This window comes from Streptomyces hypolithicus, assembly GCF_052934925.1.
Genome location: NZ_CM128811.1, coordinates 5,334,900 through 5,351,652 on the forward strand (window position 1 = coordinate 5,334,900; position 16,753 = coordinate 5,351,652).

15 protein-coding genes are annotated in these 16,753 nt (G+C 71.4%); 12 read left to right on the top strand and 3 right to left on the bottom strand.

All coding sequences use genetic code 11. The features are described 5' to 3' along the window. Nucleotides 1–54 precede the first annotated feature (54 nt). Both ACU6WZ_RS25115 and ACU6WZ_RS25120 read left to right on the top strand, forming a co-directional pair. Nucleotides 55–606, top strand: coding sequence for a TetR/AcrR family transcriptional regulator (locus ACU6WZ_RS25115; protein WP_447030469.1), 552 nt, complete (start codon nt 55–57; stop codon nt 604–606). After that, nucleotides 603–2,147 (top strand): MFS transporter, encoded by a 1,545-nt coding sequence (locus ACU6WZ_RS25120; RefSeq protein ID WP_447030470.1) that lies wholly within the window; start codon nt 603–605, stop codon nt 2,145–2,147. The genes ACU6WZ_RS25115 and ACU6WZ_RS25120 overlap by 4 nt, the downstream gene beginning before the upstream one ends. A gap of 124 nt (nt 2,148–2,271) precedes the next feature. Here ACU6WZ_RS25120 and ACU6WZ_RS25125 read toward each other — a convergent pair whose 3' ends face one another. Further along, the gene (locus ACU6WZ_RS25125) at nt 2,272–2,943 is read right to left on the bottom strand and encodes a lysophospholipid acyltransferase family protein (protein ID WP_447030471.1); all 672 of its coding nucleotides are present in this window, start codon (nt 2,941–2,943) and stop codon (nt 2,272–2,274) included. Between the two features lie 240 nt (nt 2,944–3,183). Between ACU6WZ_RS25125 and ACU6WZ_RS25130 the strand changes: the two genes are divergently transcribed. From ACU6WZ_RS25130 to ACU6WZ_RS25140, 3 genes are all read left to right on the top strand, one after another. Then, nucleotides 3,184–4,341 carry a glycerophosphodiester phosphodiesterase gene (locus ACU6WZ_RS25130; RefSeq protein ID WP_447030472.1) on the top strand — a complete coding sequence of 386 codons (1,158 nt, stop codon included), beginning with the start codon at nt 3,184–3,186 and terminating at the stop codon, nt 4,339–4,341. 88 nt (nt 4,342–4,429) lie between these two features. Continuing rightward, nucleotides 4,430–5,023 (top strand): RNA polymerase sigma factor, encoded by a 594-nt coding sequence (locus ACU6WZ_RS25135; protein WP_447030473.1) that lies wholly within the window; start codon nt 4,430–4,432, stop codon nt 5,021–5,023. Between the two features lie 37 nt (nt 5,024–5,060). Further along, on the top strand, nt 5,061–5,564 hold the full coding sequence (locus tag ACU6WZ_RS25140) for a GNAT family N-acetyltransferase (RefSeq protein WP_447030474.1): 504 nt from the start codon (nt 5,061–5,063) through the stop codon (nt 5,562–5,564). 43 nt (nt 5,565–5,607) lie between these two features. Here the strand turns inward: ACU6WZ_RS25140 and ACU6WZ_RS25145 are convergent, their stop codons facing one another. Continuing rightward, a complete protein-coding gene (locus ACU6WZ_RS25145) occupies nt 5,608–5,943 on the bottom strand; it encodes a hypothetical protein (RefSeq protein WP_447034238.1) in 336 nt (111 codons plus the stop codon). A gap of 85 nt (nt 5,944–6,028) precedes the next feature. Then, nucleotides 6,029–6,388 carry a hypothetical protein gene (locus ACU6WZ_RS25150; RefSeq protein WP_447030475.1) on the bottom strand — a complete coding sequence of 120 codons (360 nt, stop codon included), beginning with the start codon at nt 6,386–6,388 and terminating at the stop codon, nt 6,029–6,031. A gap of 52 nt (nt 6,389–6,440) precedes the next feature. On the opposite strand from ACU6WZ_RS25150, the gene ACU6WZ_RS25155 reads away from it, so the two are divergent. The 7 genes from ACU6WZ_RS25155 to cobT all read left to right on the top strand — a co-directional run bounded on the left by ACU6WZ_RS25155 (nt 6,441) and on the right by cobT (nt 16,211). Further along, a complete protein-coding gene (locus tag ACU6WZ_RS25155; RefSeq protein ID WP_447030476.1) occupies nt 6,441–7,088 on the top strand; it encodes an HAD family hydrolase in 648 nt (215 codons plus the stop codon). Nucleotides 7,089–7,458: 370 nt separating this feature from the next. Beyond that, on the top strand, nt 7,459–8,502 hold the full coding sequence (locus tag ACU6WZ_RS25160) for a methionine ABC transporter ATP-binding protein (protein WP_447030477.1): 1,044 nt from the start codon (nt 7,459–7,461) through the stop codon (nt 8,500–8,502). Continuing rightward, nucleotides 8,499–9,170 (top strand): methionine ABC transporter permease, encoded by a 672-nt coding sequence (locus ACU6WZ_RS25165; protein ID WP_447030478.1) that lies wholly within the window; start codon nt 8,499–8,501, stop codon nt 9,168–9,170. The genes ACU6WZ_RS25160 and ACU6WZ_RS25165 overlap by 4 nt, the downstream gene beginning before the upstream one ends. Before the next feature lie 254 nt (nt 9,171–9,424). After that, entirely contained in the window at nt 9,425–10,288 is an 864-nt protein-coding gene (locus ACU6WZ_RS25170) for a MetQ/NlpA family ABC transporter substrate-binding protein (protein ID WP_447030479.1), read from the top strand. Nucleotides 10,289–10,460: 172 nt separating this feature from the next. Further along, complete coding sequence (locus ACU6WZ_RS25175; RefSeq protein ID WP_447030480.1) at nt 10,461–11,105, top strand: GNAT family N-acetyltransferase; 645 nt, start codon at nt 10,461–10,463, stop codon at nt 11,103–11,105. A 136-nt stretch (nt 11,106–11,241) separates the two neighbouring features. Continuing rightward, nucleotides 11,242–12,486 carry a precorrin-6y C5,15-methyltransferase (decarboxylating) subunit CbiE gene (gene cbiE / locus ACU6WZ_RS25180; RefSeq protein WP_447030481.1) on the top strand — a complete coding sequence of 415 codons (1,245 nt, stop codon included), beginning with the start codon at nt 11,242–11,244 and terminating at the stop codon, nt 12,484–12,486. Between the two features lie 335 nt (nt 12,487–12,821). Beyond that, nucleotides 12,822–16,211, top strand: a complete 3,390-nt coding sequence (gene cobT, locus ACU6WZ_RS25185) for a nicotinate-nucleotide--dimethylbenzimidazole phosphoribosyltransferase (RefSeq protein ID WP_447030482.1) — start codon at nt 12,822–12,824, stop codon at nt 16,209–16,211. Nucleotides 16,212–16,753: the final 542 nt, after the last annotated feature.

Below are 16,753 nucleotides of genomic sequence, written 5' to 3' on the forward strand. Positions count from 1 at the left end.
CCGTCCGCCCGCCCGAGTGAGACACAAATGTCTCACTCGGGTTATGGTCGTCTCATGACTGTCGATCGCGAGCAGGTGCTCCGTACAGCGGCCGCCCTGCTCTCCCGCAAAGCGTCCGCCACCATGGACGAGGTCGCCAAGGCGGCCGGAATCGGCCGGGCCACCCTGCACCGCCACTTCGCCGGGCGGGACGCCCTCGTCAGAGCCCTGGAAGAGCTGGGCATCCGGGAGTTCGAGGCGGCGCTCGACGCGGCGCGGCTCGACGATGGGCCGGCCGACGAAGGGTTGCGCCGCCTCGTAGCCCGGATCGAACCCTCCGCGGGCCTGCTCGCCTTCCTGGTCACGGAGAACCAGCTCTTCGAGGGCGCCGACGTCAACGAGGGATGGGGCCGTCTGGACGCCCGCGTCTCCGCGTGTTTCCGCCGCGGACAGGAACAGGGCGACTTCCGTATCGACCTCACCCCGGCCTGGCTGACCGAGGCCCTGTACGGGCTGATCGGCACCGCCGCGTGGGCCGTGCAGGACGGCCGGGTCGCGGCCAAGGACTTCCAGTACATGATCGTCGAGTTGCTGCTCGGCGGAGCTCGGCGGAGCGTGGAGCAATGACCCGAAACGACCGCGGCCCGACGGCGCACAAAGCCGTGTACCCGCCCGGCCGCTGGCTCGCGCTCGCCGTCCTCGTACTCGCCGTCCTGCTCGTCGCCGTTGACGCGACCGTGCTCGGCCTCGCCACGCCCTTCCTCAGCGAGGACCTCCAGCCCTCGGGCACCCAGCTGCTGTGGATCGGCGACGTCTACTCGTTCGTCATCGCCGGTCTGCTGGTCTCCATGGGCAGCCTCGGCGACCGGGTCGGCCGGAAAAAGCTGTTGCTGACCGGCGCGGTCGCCTTCGGCGCGGTCTCCGTGCTCAACGCCTACGCCACCAGCCCCGAGATGATGATCGTCGCCCGGGCGCTGCTCGGTGTGGCCGGTGCGACGCTGATGCCGTCGACCCTCGCGCTGATCCGCAACATCTTCCACGACCCCAAGGAACGCAGCCTCGCCGTCGGCATCTGGGGCGCTGCCGCCTCGGCGGGCGCGGCCGTCGGCCCCGTCGTCGGCGGGTTCCTGCTCGAACACTTCTGGTGGGGCTCGGTCTTCCTGATCAACCTGCCGGTGATGGCGGTCCTGGTCGTCGTCGGCATCAAGCTGCTGCCGGAATCGAAAGACCCGTCACCCGGCCCCTGGGACCTGGTGAGTGTCGCGCTCTCGCTGATCGGCATGGTGTGCGTCGTGTACGCCATCAAGGAAGCGGCGGTACACGGCTACCGCTGGGACATCGCTCTCGCGGCGGTCGTCGGAGTCGCGGCACTGTTCTGGTTCGTACGCCGCCAGCTCACGCTGCCCTCGCCGCTGCTGGACATGCGGCTGTTCCACCACCGCGGGTTCTCCGGCGCGGTCCTCGCCGACCTGCTGACCATCCTCGGCCTGTCCGGCCTGGTCTTCTTCCTCTCCCAGTTCCTGCAACTCGTCCAGGTGCGCTCGCCCCTGGAGGCCGGGCTGATCGAACTGCCCGCGGCGGTAGGAGCGGTCGGTGCGGGCCTGACGGCCGGCTGGACGGCGCGCCGGGCATCGGTTCGCAGCGCGGTGTCCGGTGGTCTGGTGGCGCTGGGCCTCTCGCTGGCCGCCTGCACGGTGCTGACGGCGGACACCGGGGTAGTGGCCCTGGGCCTGGCGCTGTTCCTCGGCGGCATGGGAGCGGGGCTGGCCTTCACCGTGACCGCGGACGTCATCCTCTCCAGCGTTCCCAAGGAACAGGCGGGAGCGGCCTCGGCGGTCTCCGAGACGGCGTACGAACTGGGCGCGGCCCTCGGTATCGCCCTGCTCGGCTCCATCGTGACCAGCATCTACCGCGGTTTCACGGTGCCGGTCGGCATCCCCGGCGATGTGGCCGACGCGGCGCACGAATCGCTCGGCGGAGCGGTGGAGGCGGCCGAGACGCTCCCCGGGGAACAGGCGGCGGTGCTGCTTTCCGTCGCGCAGGACGCGTTCACCGACGGCTTCCAGACGGCGGCCACCGTGGGCTCGGTGGTGCTGTTCGTGACGGCGGCGGCGGCCTGGTTCATGCTGCGCGGCCAAAAGCTCGAAGAGGACATCATGCACGACTGACGCACCACGACTGACGGACACGTCTGGCGGACCACGTCTGGCTGATACTGCCACGTCGTACGGCTGAGGGGCCGGGTCACCCATCGGTGACCCGGCCCCTCAACCGTGGCTGCGCGCAGTATGCTCAGGCCGCCTTCGCCTTGGTCGCGTACATGTCCACGTACTCCTGACCCGACAGCCGCATGACCTCCGACATCACCGAGTCCGTCACCGCCCGCAGCACATAGCGGTCGCGGTCCATGCCCTCGTAGCGCGAGAACTCCATCGGCTCACCGAAGCGCACCGTGACCTTGCCGGGGCGCGGCAGTCCGGCGCCGCCCGGCTGGAGCTTGTCCGTACCGATCATCGCGAACGGCACCACCGGGGCGCCGGTCATCAGCGTCAGGCGGGCGATGCCGGTCCGGCCGCGGTAGAGGCGGCCGTCGGGGGAGCGCGTGCCCTCCGGGTAGATCGAGAAGATCTTGCCCTCCTCCAGCACCCGCCGCCCGGTCATCAATGCCGCGACACCGCCGCGGCCGCCGTCCCGGTCCACCGGGATCATGCCGCAACTGGTGAAGAACCAGGCCATCAGCCGGCCCTTGACACCCTTGCCTGTGACGTACTCGTCCTTGCCGATGTAGTACACCTGCCGGTCGCAGCAGATCGGCATGATCATCGAGTCGATGAAAGTCAGGTGGTTGCCCGCCAGGATGACCGGACCGGTCCCGGGAATGTTCCGGGCGCCCTCCACCTGCGGGCGGAACATCAGGCGCAGGATCGGTCCGAGCACTGCCTTGATGAGCGCGAGACGGGACAACGGTTCCTCCGGTGTCGTGGCTGGGCCGCTGACCCTGCCCGGCTGGTATGGAAATGAAGTCTGTGCAGGTGAGGACGATACTCGCGGGCTCCACCTGATCGCACATCGGGCTCATCATCGGATACGCAGTGTTGACGTGTGTTTCCGCTGCGTTCCGTCCACGGCCTCGTCTGCGTAAGGCGTAGGCGCCTACCATCAGGCCTTCCCTTTTTCGGCAGGCGCATGACACGAGGAGCATTCATGACACAGGGCGGAAAGACGGATCCCCGGCGGCGCGCCGTGCTCGGCGCGGCGGCGATCGGCGCGGGCGGCGTCACCCTCGGCGCTGTGCCCGGTACGGCGGTGGCGGCCGACCGCCGTACCGCCGGGCACGGCTCGTACCGTGACCTGCCCGTGCCGACCGTCGTCGCGCACCGCGGAGCGAGCGGCTACCGTCCCGAGCACACCCTCGGCTCCTACCAACTGGCCCTCGACATGGGCGCGCACGTCATCGAGCAGGACCTCGTCCCCACGAAGGACGGCCACCTCGTCTGCCGGCACGAGAACGACATCACCGGTACGACGGACGTCGCCGACCACCCCGAGTTCGCGGGGCGCAGGACGACCAAGTCCATCGACGGCGTCTCCCTCACCGGCTGGTTCACCGAGGACTTCACCCTCGCCGAGCTCAAGACGCTGCGCGCCAAGGAGCGGATCGCCGCCACCCGGCAGGAGAACACCCTCTACGACGGCCGCTGGACGATTCCCACCTTCGAAGAGGTACTGCGCTGGGCCGAAAAGGAGGGGCGGGCCCGCGGTCGGCGTGTCTGGCTGCACATCGAGACGAAGCACCCCACCTACTTCCGCGGTCTGGGCCTCGGTCTCGAAGAGCGCCTGGCGAAACTGCTGCGCACCTACGGCCGGCACAAGAGGAACTCGCCCAACTTCCTCCAGTCCTTCGAGCCCAGCAGCATGCAGCGCCTCGGCAAGCTCGTCGCGGCTCCACGCGTCGTCCTGCTGTCCGGCGCGAACACCCGGCCCTGGGACTTCACCGTGACCAACGACCCGCGCACCGTCGCGGACCTGGTCACGCCCGAAGGACTGAAGTGGATCGAGGGCTTCGCCCAAGGGGTCGGCCCCACCCTCGACCTGATCATCCCCAAGGACGCGGCGGGCAGGCTCGGCACGCCGACGACGCTGGTGCGGGACGCGCACGCCCAGGGGCTGATCCTCCACCCGTACACCCTGCGCAACGAGAACGCCTTCCTGCCCGCGGACTTCCGGCGCGGCACGGATCCGGCGGCGTACGGCGATTCCTTCGGGGCGTACAAGGCGTACTTCGAGCAGGGCATCGACGGCATCTTCTCGGACCAGCCGGACACGGCGCTGCTGGCGGCCGCGGACTTCGCGCGCCGCTGATCCGCAGGGGTGGCCGGGGGCAGCCACGGACGGGTGATCGTCGCGGTGGGCGGCAACCGCAGACTGCCGCCGCCACGTCCTGCGGGGCATGAAACTCCCCGCCCCGGCCGCCCCCGCCACCAGCCCCGCTGTCACCAGCCCCGTCGCCCCCGACCCCGCCGACCCGTCGTCGGAGCTCTTCCGCACCCTGCGGCCGCTGCTGGCCGCCGAGGCTGTGGCGGAGGCCGCCGACGGGTCGGTGGAGCCCGGCGATCTCGAACAGGCCGTATGGCTGCGCCTCCTGGAACTCCTCGACGCGTCGGGCCCGCCGCCCGAGCCGGCGCGCTGGCTGACGCGTGCGGTACGGACCGAGGCGCGCCTGGCTCGCCGCGCCACGCGCCGCGAACTCCCGCACCCCTCCCCGCCGGCCGCCACCGGGGACACGCCCTGCCCCGAAGGCGCGGCCCTGACCGCCGAACGGCGCCGGGCGGTGCGTGCGGCGGTCGGCAGACTGCCCGGCCGCTGTCCACGCCTTCTGGACGCGATGCTGGCGGTGGACGACCCCACCTACCGAGAAATCGCAGGGAAGTTGGGAATGTCACAGGGAAGTTTGGGGCCCATGCGTTCCCGTTGCCTGGGATGCCTGCGCAGAATGCTGGCGGCGGAGGTTGCAGCTCCAGGGCAAGAGGGAATGGAGCGATAAGCGACCGGCGTATCAGGCGAGCGGGAGGCATGCACACATGGGCATGAGCGTGACCATCTCAGCGGCAACGGAGCGGGATGCCGAGCAGATCCTCAAGCTGCAGTACCTGTGCTACCAGAGTGAGGCGGAGCTCTACGGCGACTACAGCATCGAGCCGCTCACCCAGTCCCTCGAAGACCTCCGGACCGAACTCGACCGCAGTCACACGCTGGTGGCGCGGCTCGGTGACGAGGTGGTGGCGTCGGTACGGGCGGCGGTGGACAAGGACGCCACGGCGCGCATCGCCCGGCTCATCGTGCATCCGCGGATGCGCCGGCACGGGCTCGGGGGACGGCTGCTCGACGCCATCGAGGCGCGTATGGCCGGGGAGCCGGACGTGCGGCGCTTCCAGCTCTTCACCGGCCACCGCAGCGAGCGGAACCTGCGGATGTATCGCAGCCACGGTTATGTCGCGGTCGCCACCGAGGCGGTCGGCCCCGGTTTCACCCTGATCACGCTCCAGAAGGAAACCCCGTCCGAGGCGTACGCCGCGAGCGCGTAGCAGGGGAGGGCGGAGCCCCACGGGGCTCCGCCCCGGACCCGACCTACCCGCGCCGCCCCCGTCGCAGCCACATCAGCCCCGTCACCGGCAACAGCACCGGCAGGAACACGTACCCCCACCCGAACTCCGACCACACGGTCGCGTCCGGGAACGCACCCGGATCAATCACCGTCCATGTCCCCACCACCAGCACACCCGCCAGCTCCGCCGCACAGCACACCAGCGCCACCCTGCGGGCCCGCTCCCCGCCCCGCACCAGCGTGTACGTGATGAACACGTACACCATGGCGGCGACCACCGACAAGGAATAGGCAAGCGGCGCACGGCCGAACTCCGTGGCGATCTGGTAGACGGAACGCGACACCGCGCCGACCGACATCACGCCGTACAGCCACACCAGCAGCAGCCCGGGCCCCTGGACCAGCCTGCTGCGTTCCTTCGTCCCCGCGACGGACTCCGTCACGTCAGCCTCCCCAGATGTCGTGCAGCCGTACTTCCAGCACCGCCAGCACCACCGCGCCGGCCGCGACCGTCACCGACCCCCAGCGGGTCCGCTCGGCGAGGGAGAGGAAGCCGGCCGCGGGCACGGCGGCGAACGCGCCGATGAGGTAGGAGACGAAGATCACCGCGCCTTCGTCCGGCTTCTCGCCGCGCGCGAGCCGCACGACGCCGACCACCAGCTGGGCGAGCGCGAGGACGGACACCACGGCCATGCCGATGAAGTGCCAGTCCTTGGTGGGCTGATCGCGGAAGGCGGCGTAACCGCACCACGCGGCGAGGAGGAGCGCGGCCACGGAGACCGCAACCGTCAGGGCGTCGAGCATGACGACGAGCGTATTACGGCCGCGACCACACCTGGGCGTAGGGTCGGTCCACATGAAGATCCACGCCGAAGCCCTGCTGTTCGACAACGACGGAACGCTCCTTTCCTCCGTGGCATCGGTGCTCCGCTGCTGGACCCGCTGGGCCCATGAGTACGGCATATCGGCGGAGCGGTTCGCCGCCGTCGAGCTGCATGGCCGCCCCGCCGCCGAGATCGCCGCGGATCTGCTGCCCGCCGATGTGGTGCCGGGCGCGGTGGCCCGTATCGAACAGATCGAAGTCGAGGACGTGGCCGGGGGAGTCGTACTGCTCCCCGGCACCGCCGCCCTCCTGGCGAGCCTGCCCGCCGAGCGCTGGGCCGTGGTCACCTCCGCCACCCGCAGGCTCGCGGAAGCGCGCCTGGCCGAGGTCGGCGTACGGGCGAAGACGATGGTCGCGGCCGACGACATCACCCGCGGCAAGCCCGACCCCGAGCCCTACCTGCTGGCCGCCCGCATGCTCGGTGTCGACCCGGCCCGCTGCGTGGTCTTCGAGGACGCCCCGGCCGGACTCCAGGCAGGACGCGCGGCCGGCATGAGGACCGTGGCGTTGGCCACAACCCACGACCGCGCCGAGCTGTCGGCGGACATCGTCGTCAGGGACCTCTCGGCCGTGTCGGCACAGGCCAGGCGCGACGGCGTGGAGATCACCGCGGCGGACTGAACGTGAGACAGGGGTGTCCGCTATTCGGACAAGGTCGATCGTTGCGTACGCATGTCTGGTTTACTCAACCGCATGACCACGACGAGCAGCCGCACCCTTGCGACCGAGGCGACGATGACGCCCGGTGCTCGTTGTATGTGTCGAATGTGCGCCTTCTGAGGGCCCCTGCCTGAGCCTCGCGCCCCGAAGCGAGACCCGACAGCCCCGCCCGTGTCCCTTCGAGCGTCCCCGCGCGCACCGAAGGACCCGGGCCGCCCCGCGCACGCGTTGCCTCCCGGTACCCACCGGTCCAGCCGTGCCACGTCCACAAGACGAATTGCCCCGTGCCCGGCGGACACCTCGCCGTGCACTCGACAGTGACGGAAACCCTGTGATCACCACTACGGGCCTCACCAAGGTCTATCCATCGCGTGGCCGCGAGGTCACCGCCCTGGACGGCGTCGACCTGTACGTCCGCCCGGGCGAGGTGTACGGAGTCATCGGCCAGAGCGGCGCTGGGAAATCCTCCCTCATCCGCTGCGTCAACCTGCTGGAGCGCCCCACCGCCGGCACCGTGACCGTCGACGGCCAGGACCTCACCGCACTCGCCGGACGCGGCCGGCGCGCCGGCAACGAGCTGCGCGAGGCGCGCAGCCGCATCGGGATGGTCTTCCAGCACTTCAACCTGCTGTCCTCGCGCACCGTGCAGGACAATGTCGAGCTGCCGCTGGAAATCCTCGGCACCTCCCGGCAGGCGCGCTCGCGCAAGGCCCGGGAACTACTCGACCTGGTCGGCCTCGCCGACAAGGCGAAGGCCTACCCCGCCCAGCTCTCCGGCGGCCAGAAGCAGCGCGTCGGCATCGCCCGCGCCCTGGCCGGCGACCCCAAGGTGCTGCTCTCCGACGAGGCCACCTCGGCCCTCGACCCGGAGACCACCCGCTCGATCCTCCAGCTGCTGCGCGACCTCAACCAGCAGCTCGGCCTGACCGTGCTGCTCATCACGCACGAGATGGACGTCGTCAAGACCGTCTGCGACTCGGCCGCGCTGATGAAGAAGGGCCGCGTCGTCGAGTCCGGTACGGTCCGCGAACTGCTGGCGACGCCCGGCTCCGAACTCGCACAGGAACTATTCCCCGTGGGCGGCCAGGCCTCCGGCCCCGGCCGGACCGTCATCGACGTGACCTTCCACGGCGAGGCCGCGACGCAGCCGGTGATCTCCCAGCTCTCCCGTACGTACAACATCGACATCTCGATCCTGGGCGCCGCGATGGACACCGTCGGCGGCAACCAGATCGGCCGCATGCGCATCGAGCTGCCCGGCCGGTACGAGGAGAACGTCGTCCCCGTCGGCTTCCTGCGCGAGCAGGGACTCCAGGTCGAAGTCGTCACCGAAGAGACCGGAACTCCCGCACTGGTAAAGGCAGGTGCCAAGTGAACTGGTCGGAGATGCAGCCGCTGCTGACGCAGGGAACCATCGACACCCTCTACATGGTGATGTGGTCCACCGTCGCCTCGATCATCGGCGGGCTGCCGCTGGGCGTCCTGCTCGTCCTCACCGACAAAGGCGGGCTGCTCCAGAACGTCGCCGTCAACAAGGTCATCGGCGTCATCGTGAACATCGGCCGCTCGCTGCCGTTCATCATCCTGCTGATCGCCCTGATCCCCTTCACCACGCTGGTCGTCGGCACCTTCATCGGCCCCAGCGCCATGATCGTCCCACTCGCCATCGGTGCCATCCCGTTCTTCGCGCGGCTCGTCGAGACGGCGGTCCGCGAGGTCGACCACGGACTGGTGGAGGCGGTCCAGGCCATGGGGGGCGGCGTACCCACCGTCGTCTTCAAGGTGCTGCTGCCGCAGGCCCTGCCGTCGCTGATCTCCTCCGTCACCACCACCGTCATCGTGCTCGTCGGCTACTCGGCGATGGCGGGCGCGGTCGGCGGCGAAGGTCTCGGCTCCAAGGCCGTCACCTACGGATACCAGCGCTTCGAGACCGAGTTCATGCTGGTCACCGTCGTCATCCTGATCGCGATCGTGACCCTCGTGCAGCTCATCGGCGACGGCGCCATCCGCATCCTGAACCGACGCGGCCGCAGCGCCACCTAGGCCGCAGCGCCATAACGGCCTGGTGCGCGATAGGGGACGGGCCCGCGACGCCGGCTACGGCACCTCGCCGCGTTGGCGGAACGTCCTAATAGCTCCTCTATGAGGACGCTCCGCCGCCTTGCGATGCACCGCATCCGACGCCGCGGGCTGATCCGCCCCCTATCGCGCACCAGGCTGTAAGCCCTTCCTCCGCAAACAAGCCCGCACTCCTTGTCCGGGCGGTCCACCCGCACCACCAGAAAGAGGCACTCTTCGTGCGTAAGAACATCAAGATCACCGCGGCTGCCGCCGCCTCCGCCACCCTCGCCCTCGGCCTCTCCGCCTGCGGCACCGCCTCCGACCCGGGCGCCAAGACCGAGCCGGGCGGGAAGGCCGACGCGTCCGAGACGCTCGTCGTCGCGGCCTCTCCCACGCCGCACGCCGACATCCTCAGGTACGTCAAGGACAACCTGGCGGCGAAGAGCGGCCTGAAGCTCGAGATAAGGGAGTTCACGGACTACGTCCTGCCGAACACCGCCACCCAGAGCGGCGAGGTCGACGCGAACTTCTTCCAGCACAAGCCCTACCTCGACGACTTCAACAAGAAGAAGGGCACCACCGTCGCGCCCGTCGCCAACGTCCACCTGGAGCCCCTGGCCCTCTACTCCAAGAAGGCCAAGGAACTGAAGGACATCAAGCCCGGCCAGACGGTCGCCGTGCCCAACGACACCACCAACGAGGGCCGCGCCCTTCAGCTGCTCGCCGACAACGGCCTCATCACGCTGAAGGACGGCGCCGGCCAGGACGCCAAGCTGTCCGACATTGAGGACAAGAAGGGCCTGGAGTTCAAGGAGTTGGAGGCGGCCACGGTGCCCCGCTCCCTGAACGACGTCGACGCCGCGGTCATCAACGGCAATTACGCCATCGAGGCAGACCTCAAGCCCGCCAAGGACGCCCTGGCGATCGAGAAGGCCGAGGGCAACCCGTACGCCAACTTCCTCGCGGTTAAGGGCGGCAACGAGAAGGACGCCCGCGTGCAGAAGCTCGCGAAGCTCCTCCACTCCGACGAGGTGAAGAAGTTCATCGAGGACAAGTACGCCGGTTCCGTCGTCCCGTTGTTCGACCCCGTCAAGTCCTGACGCCCGTACGGCCCTTGTGAGCGAGGCCCCGCCCGCCCCCACCGGGCGCGCGGGGCCTTCGCGCGTCCGCCGCCCGTCCGCGGCGCGGCCACCCACCCCTGCACATCGCACACACGATGCTGCATGCTGTGCATTCACGTCCCTCACGACGGTCCACGGCATGGAGCTGCGCATGACTACCACCTTCCCGGATATCTCCGTCAGCACGGACCGGCTGGTGCTGCGCCCCTTCGAGGAGTCCGACATCCCGGCGCTGACCGAGATGATGAACGACGAGATGGTCATCGCCTGGACGTCCGCGCCCCACCCCTACACCACCCTCGACGCCGAGCGCTGGGTCCGCAGGATCGCTCCTGCTGAACGCACACAGGGCCGCGGTATCGCCCTCGCCGTCACCGAGTTCCTCACCCAGCGGCTGGTCGGCACCGTCCACCTCGGGCGCACCGACTGGCGCACCCGCGCCACCGAGGTCTCGTACGTGACCGCCCCTTGGGCCCGCGGCGAGGGCTACGCCCCCGAGGCCGTGCTCGCCGTCGCCCAGTGGATCTTCCGCGACCAGCGGTTCGAGCGCCTCGAACTGCGCACCGCCGCCGACAACACCGCGTCCCAGCAGGTCGCGCAGAAGATCGGCTGCATCAGCGAAGGGGTACTGCGCAACGCCTGGATAGCGCGTACGCGGACCGAGAACGGCACGGACGGCGGCTGGACCGACATCCGCACCGACCTGATCGTCTGGAGCCTGCTGCCCGAAGACCTCGAAGGGGTCGCCGACCGTATGGCCGACGCCGGCGGCTACGGGTCGTACGACTGGAATTGACTCTTCCCGCACCGCTTCCGGGAATCCGGGCCCCGCGGCCCTGCACGGCCGTGGTCCGTACCAGGTACTCTCACCCTGCTCCCGCGTGCCGCTGCAGGCCTTCGCGACCTGCCACAACTCCAGGAGACTGACAAGGATGGCCGACCGGGTCACAGTGATCGGCTGGGACGGTTCGCCCCTCACCTCCGCGGCCAGGTCCGCCCTCGCGGCCGCGACCCTCGTCGCGGGAGCCGCACACCACCTGGCCCTGCCCGAGGTGCCACCGGGCGCCGAACGGATCCGCCTCGGCAGCGTCGACCTCGCCGCCCGCCGCGTCGCCGGGCACCGGGGCACCGCGGTCGTCCTCGCCGACGGTGACCCCGGCTTCTTCGGTGTCGTACGAACCCTGCGCGCCCCCGAGCACGGCCTTGAGGTCGAGGTCGTGCCCGCGGTCACCTCCGTGGCCACCGCCTTCGCCCGGGCCGGGATGCCGTGGGACGACGCCCAGATCGTCGTCGCCCACCGGCGCACCCTGCGCCGGGCCGTCAACGTATGCCGGGCGCACAGCAAGGTCGCCGTGCTCACCTCGCCGGGCGCCGGGCCCGCCGAGCTAGCCCTGCTGCTCGAAGGCGTCCACCGGACCTTCGTCATCTGCGAGGAACTGGGGACCGCGCGCGAGCAGGTCACCGTCCTCACCTCCGACAAGGCCGCCGACCACGTCTGGCGCGACCCCAACGTCGTCATCGTCATCGGCGGCAGCTCGTTCGCGCCCGCCGGCCCCGCCGTGGCCCCCGGCGCCGGCTGGATCGCCGGACGCGAGCCGGGCTATCCCCCCGCGGTCAGGGGCTGGGCACTGCCCGCGCAGGAGTACGACCTGAGCCCGGGGGAGGGCGAGTCCGTGGGCCTGCGGGCCGCGCAGCTCGCCCACCTCGGCCCGCGCACCGGCGACCTGGTCTGGGACATCGGCTCCGGCAGCGGGGCTTTCTCGGTCGAGGCCGCCAGGTTCGGGGCGGCCGTCATAGCCGTCGACGCCGACCCGGACGCCTGTGCGCGCACGACGGCCGCCGCGCGCCGCTTCGGCGTACAGCTCCAGGCGATGCACGGGCGGGCGCCGCACATCCTGGAGGACCTGCCCGAGCCCGACGTCGTACGCATCGGCGGCGGGGGAACGCCCGTTGTCTCCGCGTGCGCCGACCGGCGCCCCGAGCGGATCGTGACGCACGCGTCCACGCGCGACGAGGCGGAGGCGATCGGCCGGGCGCTCGCCGCGGGCGGATACGCCGTCGAGTGCGCCCTGTTGCAGTCCGTCGAACTCGACACCCTCGACACCGCTGACTGGTCGGAAAGCGACCGCTCCGTCGTCTTCGTTCTCTCCGGGCGACGAGCGGAACGCGCCCCGTGACGATGCCGCCGGGCCGTGCGGGGTAGGCTGGCCGATTGTTGTACCGCACCCGGGCCTTCGGCGTTTCGTTCGCCAATGTCCCGAAACGAGGCCCGGTTTGGGGCTCTCTGTGGTACAGCGCAGCCGGGGGCGCGCAACGTGGCGCAGCCCACACCGGGCCGGGGCGGGACTTCCCGCGTCGGAGGCGTGCAGCCGCGAGAATGCGTGGTGTCCGCGACGTTTTCGTGCCGCGTGACAAGGTCGCTCGTTGTTCCTTGAACGAGGGCCGGACATGCCGCGCTCGGGCGTTCCGGGCGAAGGGCCGAAGAAGCACAAGCGATGGGCGAGGGGTACGCATGACTGACACCGGCCAGGTCCCGGGCGAGGGACTGCCGGAGGACGCAGGCATGGTGGCGCAGCCGGGCATCCCCGCTCCGGGCGCGTACACCTTCCTCGAACCCTCCGAGAGTGCGTCCGAGGACGACGACCTGCTGCTCATGCCGGGCGCGCAGGGCGCGTGGAGCGACCCGCAGGTCGTGCCGCCGCCGGCTCAGGCGCAGTACGTGCCGCAGCCGCAGCCGCAGATGTACGAGCCGCCCCACCTGCCGCAGGAGTCCCCGGCGGCTCAAGCGGCCCACCCCGAGCACGCGGCCCAGGGTCGGCCCGGCGAGATGCCGGCTGCCGTACCCGCGCCGGTCACGGTTGCCCCTCACGAACCCCAGGGCGGTGAGCCCGGCGCGCACGAGACCGGTGGCCGCGATTCCGGCCCCGTGGACCTCGGTGGCGTGCGCGTTCCGCCGCCCGCGTCCGTCGCCGCCACGCCGCCCGCCCGCCGTCCGCTGCACCTCGGCCCGCCGATGCCGGAGGCTACCGGCGGAGTCGTACGCTCGCTGGCCGACCGGGGCCCCGCCACCGGCGCGGTGACCGGGCCGGTGGCGACGCAGCCGAACCCGACGCCCGTACGCAATCCGGGTCCCTCGACCATCGGTCCGGAGTACCTCGACATCCCGCGCGACGGAGCGGCCGCGCTGCCGGGACCGCAGCTCGGCATGATTCCGTCGCAGGCTGTTACGCCGCGGCCGCAGCCCCAGGCGTCCCCGGGGCCCGAGGAAGCGCCCGCAGAAACGGTCGTTCCGGAGCTCGTGGTTCCGGAACCGCAGGCCGACGCCGCCGAGGCGGTTGAGCCGGAGGCAGTAGTTCCCGAAGCGGCTACCGCCGAGCCGCAGGAGCAGGATCAGCCGCAGCGCGCCGATCAGTTCGTCCCTGTCCAGAGCGCGCTCGACACATTCTCCGAGCCAACGCTCGCGCCGGCCGAAGAGCCGGTCGCCGAGCCCCAGCCCGAGCCCGAGCCCGAGCCCGAGCCCGAGCCCGAGCCCGAGCCCGAGCCCGAGCCCGAGCCGGTGGTCGCGGCACCCGAGCCCGAGGCGCCGACGGCGGAGCCCGCGCCTGCGCCCGCGCCCGAACCGGCACCCCTGCTCACACTCGTACCGGAGCCGCAGCCGGCACCTGCCACGGACGCGCCCCAGGCCGACGCCAAGCCCCCGGAATCGGCGGAGCCCGCCACTCCGGAGCACCTCACTCCGGAGCCCGTCACTTCGAAGCCCGTTGCGGAACCGACGGCCGCGCCCGTCGCGCTGGAGCCCGAGCTGGAACCGCAGCCCGCACCACGTGCCGACCCGGCCCCCGTCATAGAGCCCCCCGCCGAGCCGGCACCCGCAGCGACCGTCCCCGCCCCGCGCGACGGCGGCCCCACCACCGAGCCGCCGCTCGCACCGGAGCCCGAGCCCACACCCGCAGTGGCCCCGGTAGCGGCGTACAAGCCAGAAACCGAGCCCGAGCCAGCGCCGGTGTCCGAGCCCGCTCCCGCCGAACCCGAGCCGGCACTCGACCCCGCCCCCGAGCCGACATTCGACCCCGCCGAACCCGAGCCGGCACTCGCCCCCGCCCCCGAGGCGCCCCGTACGCCCGCCGAACCCGAGCCGGCACTCGACCTCGCCCCCGAGGCGCCCCGCACGCCCCCCGCCCCCGGCTACGACGATGCCGAGCGCGAGGCCGTTCTGCGGGTCATGCGCGAGCGCCGCGACATCCGCAACGGCTTCCGCAGCGACCCCATCCCGCACGAGGTCCTGCTTCGCGTCCTCGAAGCCGCGCACACCGCGCCGAGCGTCGGCCACTCCCAGCCGTGGGACTTCGTGGTCATCCGTTCCGCCGAGACCCGCCGCTCGATGCACGAACTGGCCACCCGCCAGCGCGACGCGTACGCCAAGTCGCTGCCCAAGGGCCGGGCCAAGCAGTTCAAAGAACTGAAGATCGAGGCCATCCTCGACACCCCGGTCAACATCGTCGTCACCGCCGACCCAACCCGCGGCGGCCGCCACACCCTCGGCCGGCACACCCAGCCGCAGATGGCGCCGTACTCCTCCGCCCTCGCGGTCGAGAACCTCTGGCTCGCGGCCCGCGCCGAGGGCCTCGGTGTCGGCTGGGTCAGCTTCTTCGACGAGCGCGAGATGGTCCGCGCGCTCGGCCTCCCCGAGCACCTGGAAGTGGTCGCCTACCTCTGCGTGGGGTACGTCGACGAGTTCCCCGAGGAGCCCGAGCTGATGCAGGCGGGCTGGTCCAAGCGCCGCCCGCTGTCGTGGGTCGTACACGAGGAGACGTACGGCCGCCGGGCCCTCCCCGGCGAGGAGCCGCACGACCTGCTCCAGGAGACCGTCGCCAACATCCGGCCGCTGGACGCCAAGGCGCTCGGCGAGGCCTGGGAGCGCCAGAAGCGCATGACCAAGCCGGCCGGCGCGCTCGGCATGCTGGAGATCATCTCCGCGCAGCTCAGCGGCCTGTCCCGGATGTGCCCGCCCCCGATCCCGGAGCCGGCAGCCGTCGCGATCTTCGCGGGCGACCACGGAGTGCACGCGCAGGGCGTGACGGCGTGGCCACAGGAAGTGACCTCGCAGATGGTCGCCAACTTCCTCGGTGGCGGCGCCGTTTGCAACGCCTTCGCCAACCAGGTCGGCGCCGAGCTGTGCGTTGTGGACGTCGGCGTCGCCGGCGAGCTTCCCGCGTCCCCCGGCCTGCTGCCCCGCAAGGTGCGCGCGGGCACGGCGGACTTCACCACGGGCCCCGCCCTCACCCGCGAGGAGGCGCTCGCCGCGATCGAGGTGGGCATCGAAACGGCGCGTGACCTGGTGGCGGCCGGCAACAAAGCGCTGATCACCGGCGAGATGGGCATCGCCAACACCACGGTGTCCGCCGCGCTCATCAGCGTCTACACCGAGGTTGACCCGGCGGAGATCACCGGTCGTGGTACCGGCATCAACGACGAGATGCACGCCCGCAAGATCGACGTGGTACGCCGGGCACTCGACCTCCACCGGCCGGACCCCGCCGACCCCGTCGGCGTCCTGGCAGCGGTCGGCGGCCTGGAGCATGCGGCCCTCGTCGGCTTCCTGCTCGGCGGAGCGTCCCTGCGTACGCCAGTGATCCTGGACGGCGTGAGTGCCGGAGCGGCGGCCCTGGTCGCCCGCGCCATCGCCCCCGAGGCACTGGCCGCATGCATCGCCGGCCACCGCAGCGCGGAGCCGGGCCACGTCGCCGCCCTGAACAAGCTCGGCCTGCGCCCGCTGGTCGACCTCGACCTCCGCCTCGGCGAGGGCACCGGCGCCCTGCTGGCCCTCCCGCTGGTCCAGAGCGCGGCCAGGGCGATGCACGAGGTGGCCACGTTCGACTCGGCGGGCGTCACAGAGAAGTAACGGCCTGGTGCGCGATAGGGGACGGGCCCGCGACGCCGGCTACGGCACCTCGCCGCGTTGGCGAAACTCCCTAATGGCTCCGCTATGAGGACGCTCCGCCGCCTTGCGATGCACCGCATCCGACGCCGCGGGCTGATCCGCCCCCTATCGCGCACCAGGCCGTAAACCCCCGGCCGCCGCCGCCACCCACCCGGACGCCCGGGCGGCGGCGCGTAGTCCCGCGGGGGGGCACATGCCGGGGCGCTCCCGCGGGCCGCCGAACGCAACCCGCCGGACGGACCGGACCCCCCTTGCGGCGGCTGCGCGGGGTCCTGCGGGGCGGTGCCGGGAGGGGACGGGTCGGGGCGCTCCCCGCAGGGCGCCGAACAAAACCGCCGGACGGACCGGACCCCCCTTGCGGCGGCTGCGCGGGGTCCTGCGGAGCGGTGCCGGGAGGGGACGCGTCGGGGCGCTCCCCGCAGGGCGCCGAACGCAACCCTCCAGACGGACCCGGCCCCCCGCACGTTCGGCGCCCGAGGAGACGCCCCGGCGCGGCACCGACC

Coding starts and splice junctions, on each gene's coding strand:
- ACU6WZ_RS25115 (WP_447030469.1), top strand. CDS start 55: ATGACTGTCGATCGCGAGCAGGTGCTCCGTACAGCGGCCGCCCTGCTC.
- ACU6WZ_RS25120 (WP_447030470.1), top strand. CDS start 603: ATGACCCGAAACGACCGCGGCCCGACGGCGCACAAAGCCGTGTACCCG.
- ACU6WZ_RS25130 (WP_447030472.1), top strand. CDS start 3,184: ATGACACAGGGCGGAAAGACGGATCCCCGGCGGCGCGCCGTGCTCGGC.
- ACU6WZ_RS25135 (WP_447030473.1), top strand. CDS start 4,430: ATGAAACTCCCCGCCCCGGCCGCCCCCGCCACCAGCCCCGCTGTCACC.
- ACU6WZ_RS25140 (WP_447030474.1), top strand. CDS start 5,061: ATGGGCATGAGCGTGACCATCTCAGCGGCAACGGAGCGGGATGCCGAG.
- ACU6WZ_RS25145 (WP_447034238.1), bottom strand. CDS start 5,943: ATGTCGGTCGGCGCGGTGTCGCGTTCCGTCTACCAGATCGCCACGGAG.
- ACU6WZ_RS25150 (WP_447030475.1), bottom strand. CDS start 6,388: ATGCTCGACGCCCTGACGGTTGCGGTCTCCGTGGCCGCGCTCCTCCTC.
- ACU6WZ_RS25155 (WP_447030476.1), top strand. CDS start 6,441: ATGAAGATCCACGCCGAAGCCCTGCTGTTCGACAACGACGGAACGCTC.
- ACU6WZ_RS25175 (WP_447030480.1), top strand. CDS start 10,461: ATGACTACCACCTTCCCGGATATCTCCGTCAGCACGGACCGGCTGGTG.
- cbiE (WP_447030481.1), top strand. CDS start 11,242: ATGGCCGACCGGGTCACAGTGATCGGCTGGGACGGTTCGCCCCTCACC.
- cobT (WP_447030482.1), top strand. CDS start 12,822: ATGACTGACACCGGCCAGGTCCCGGGCGAGGGACTGCCGGAGGACGCA.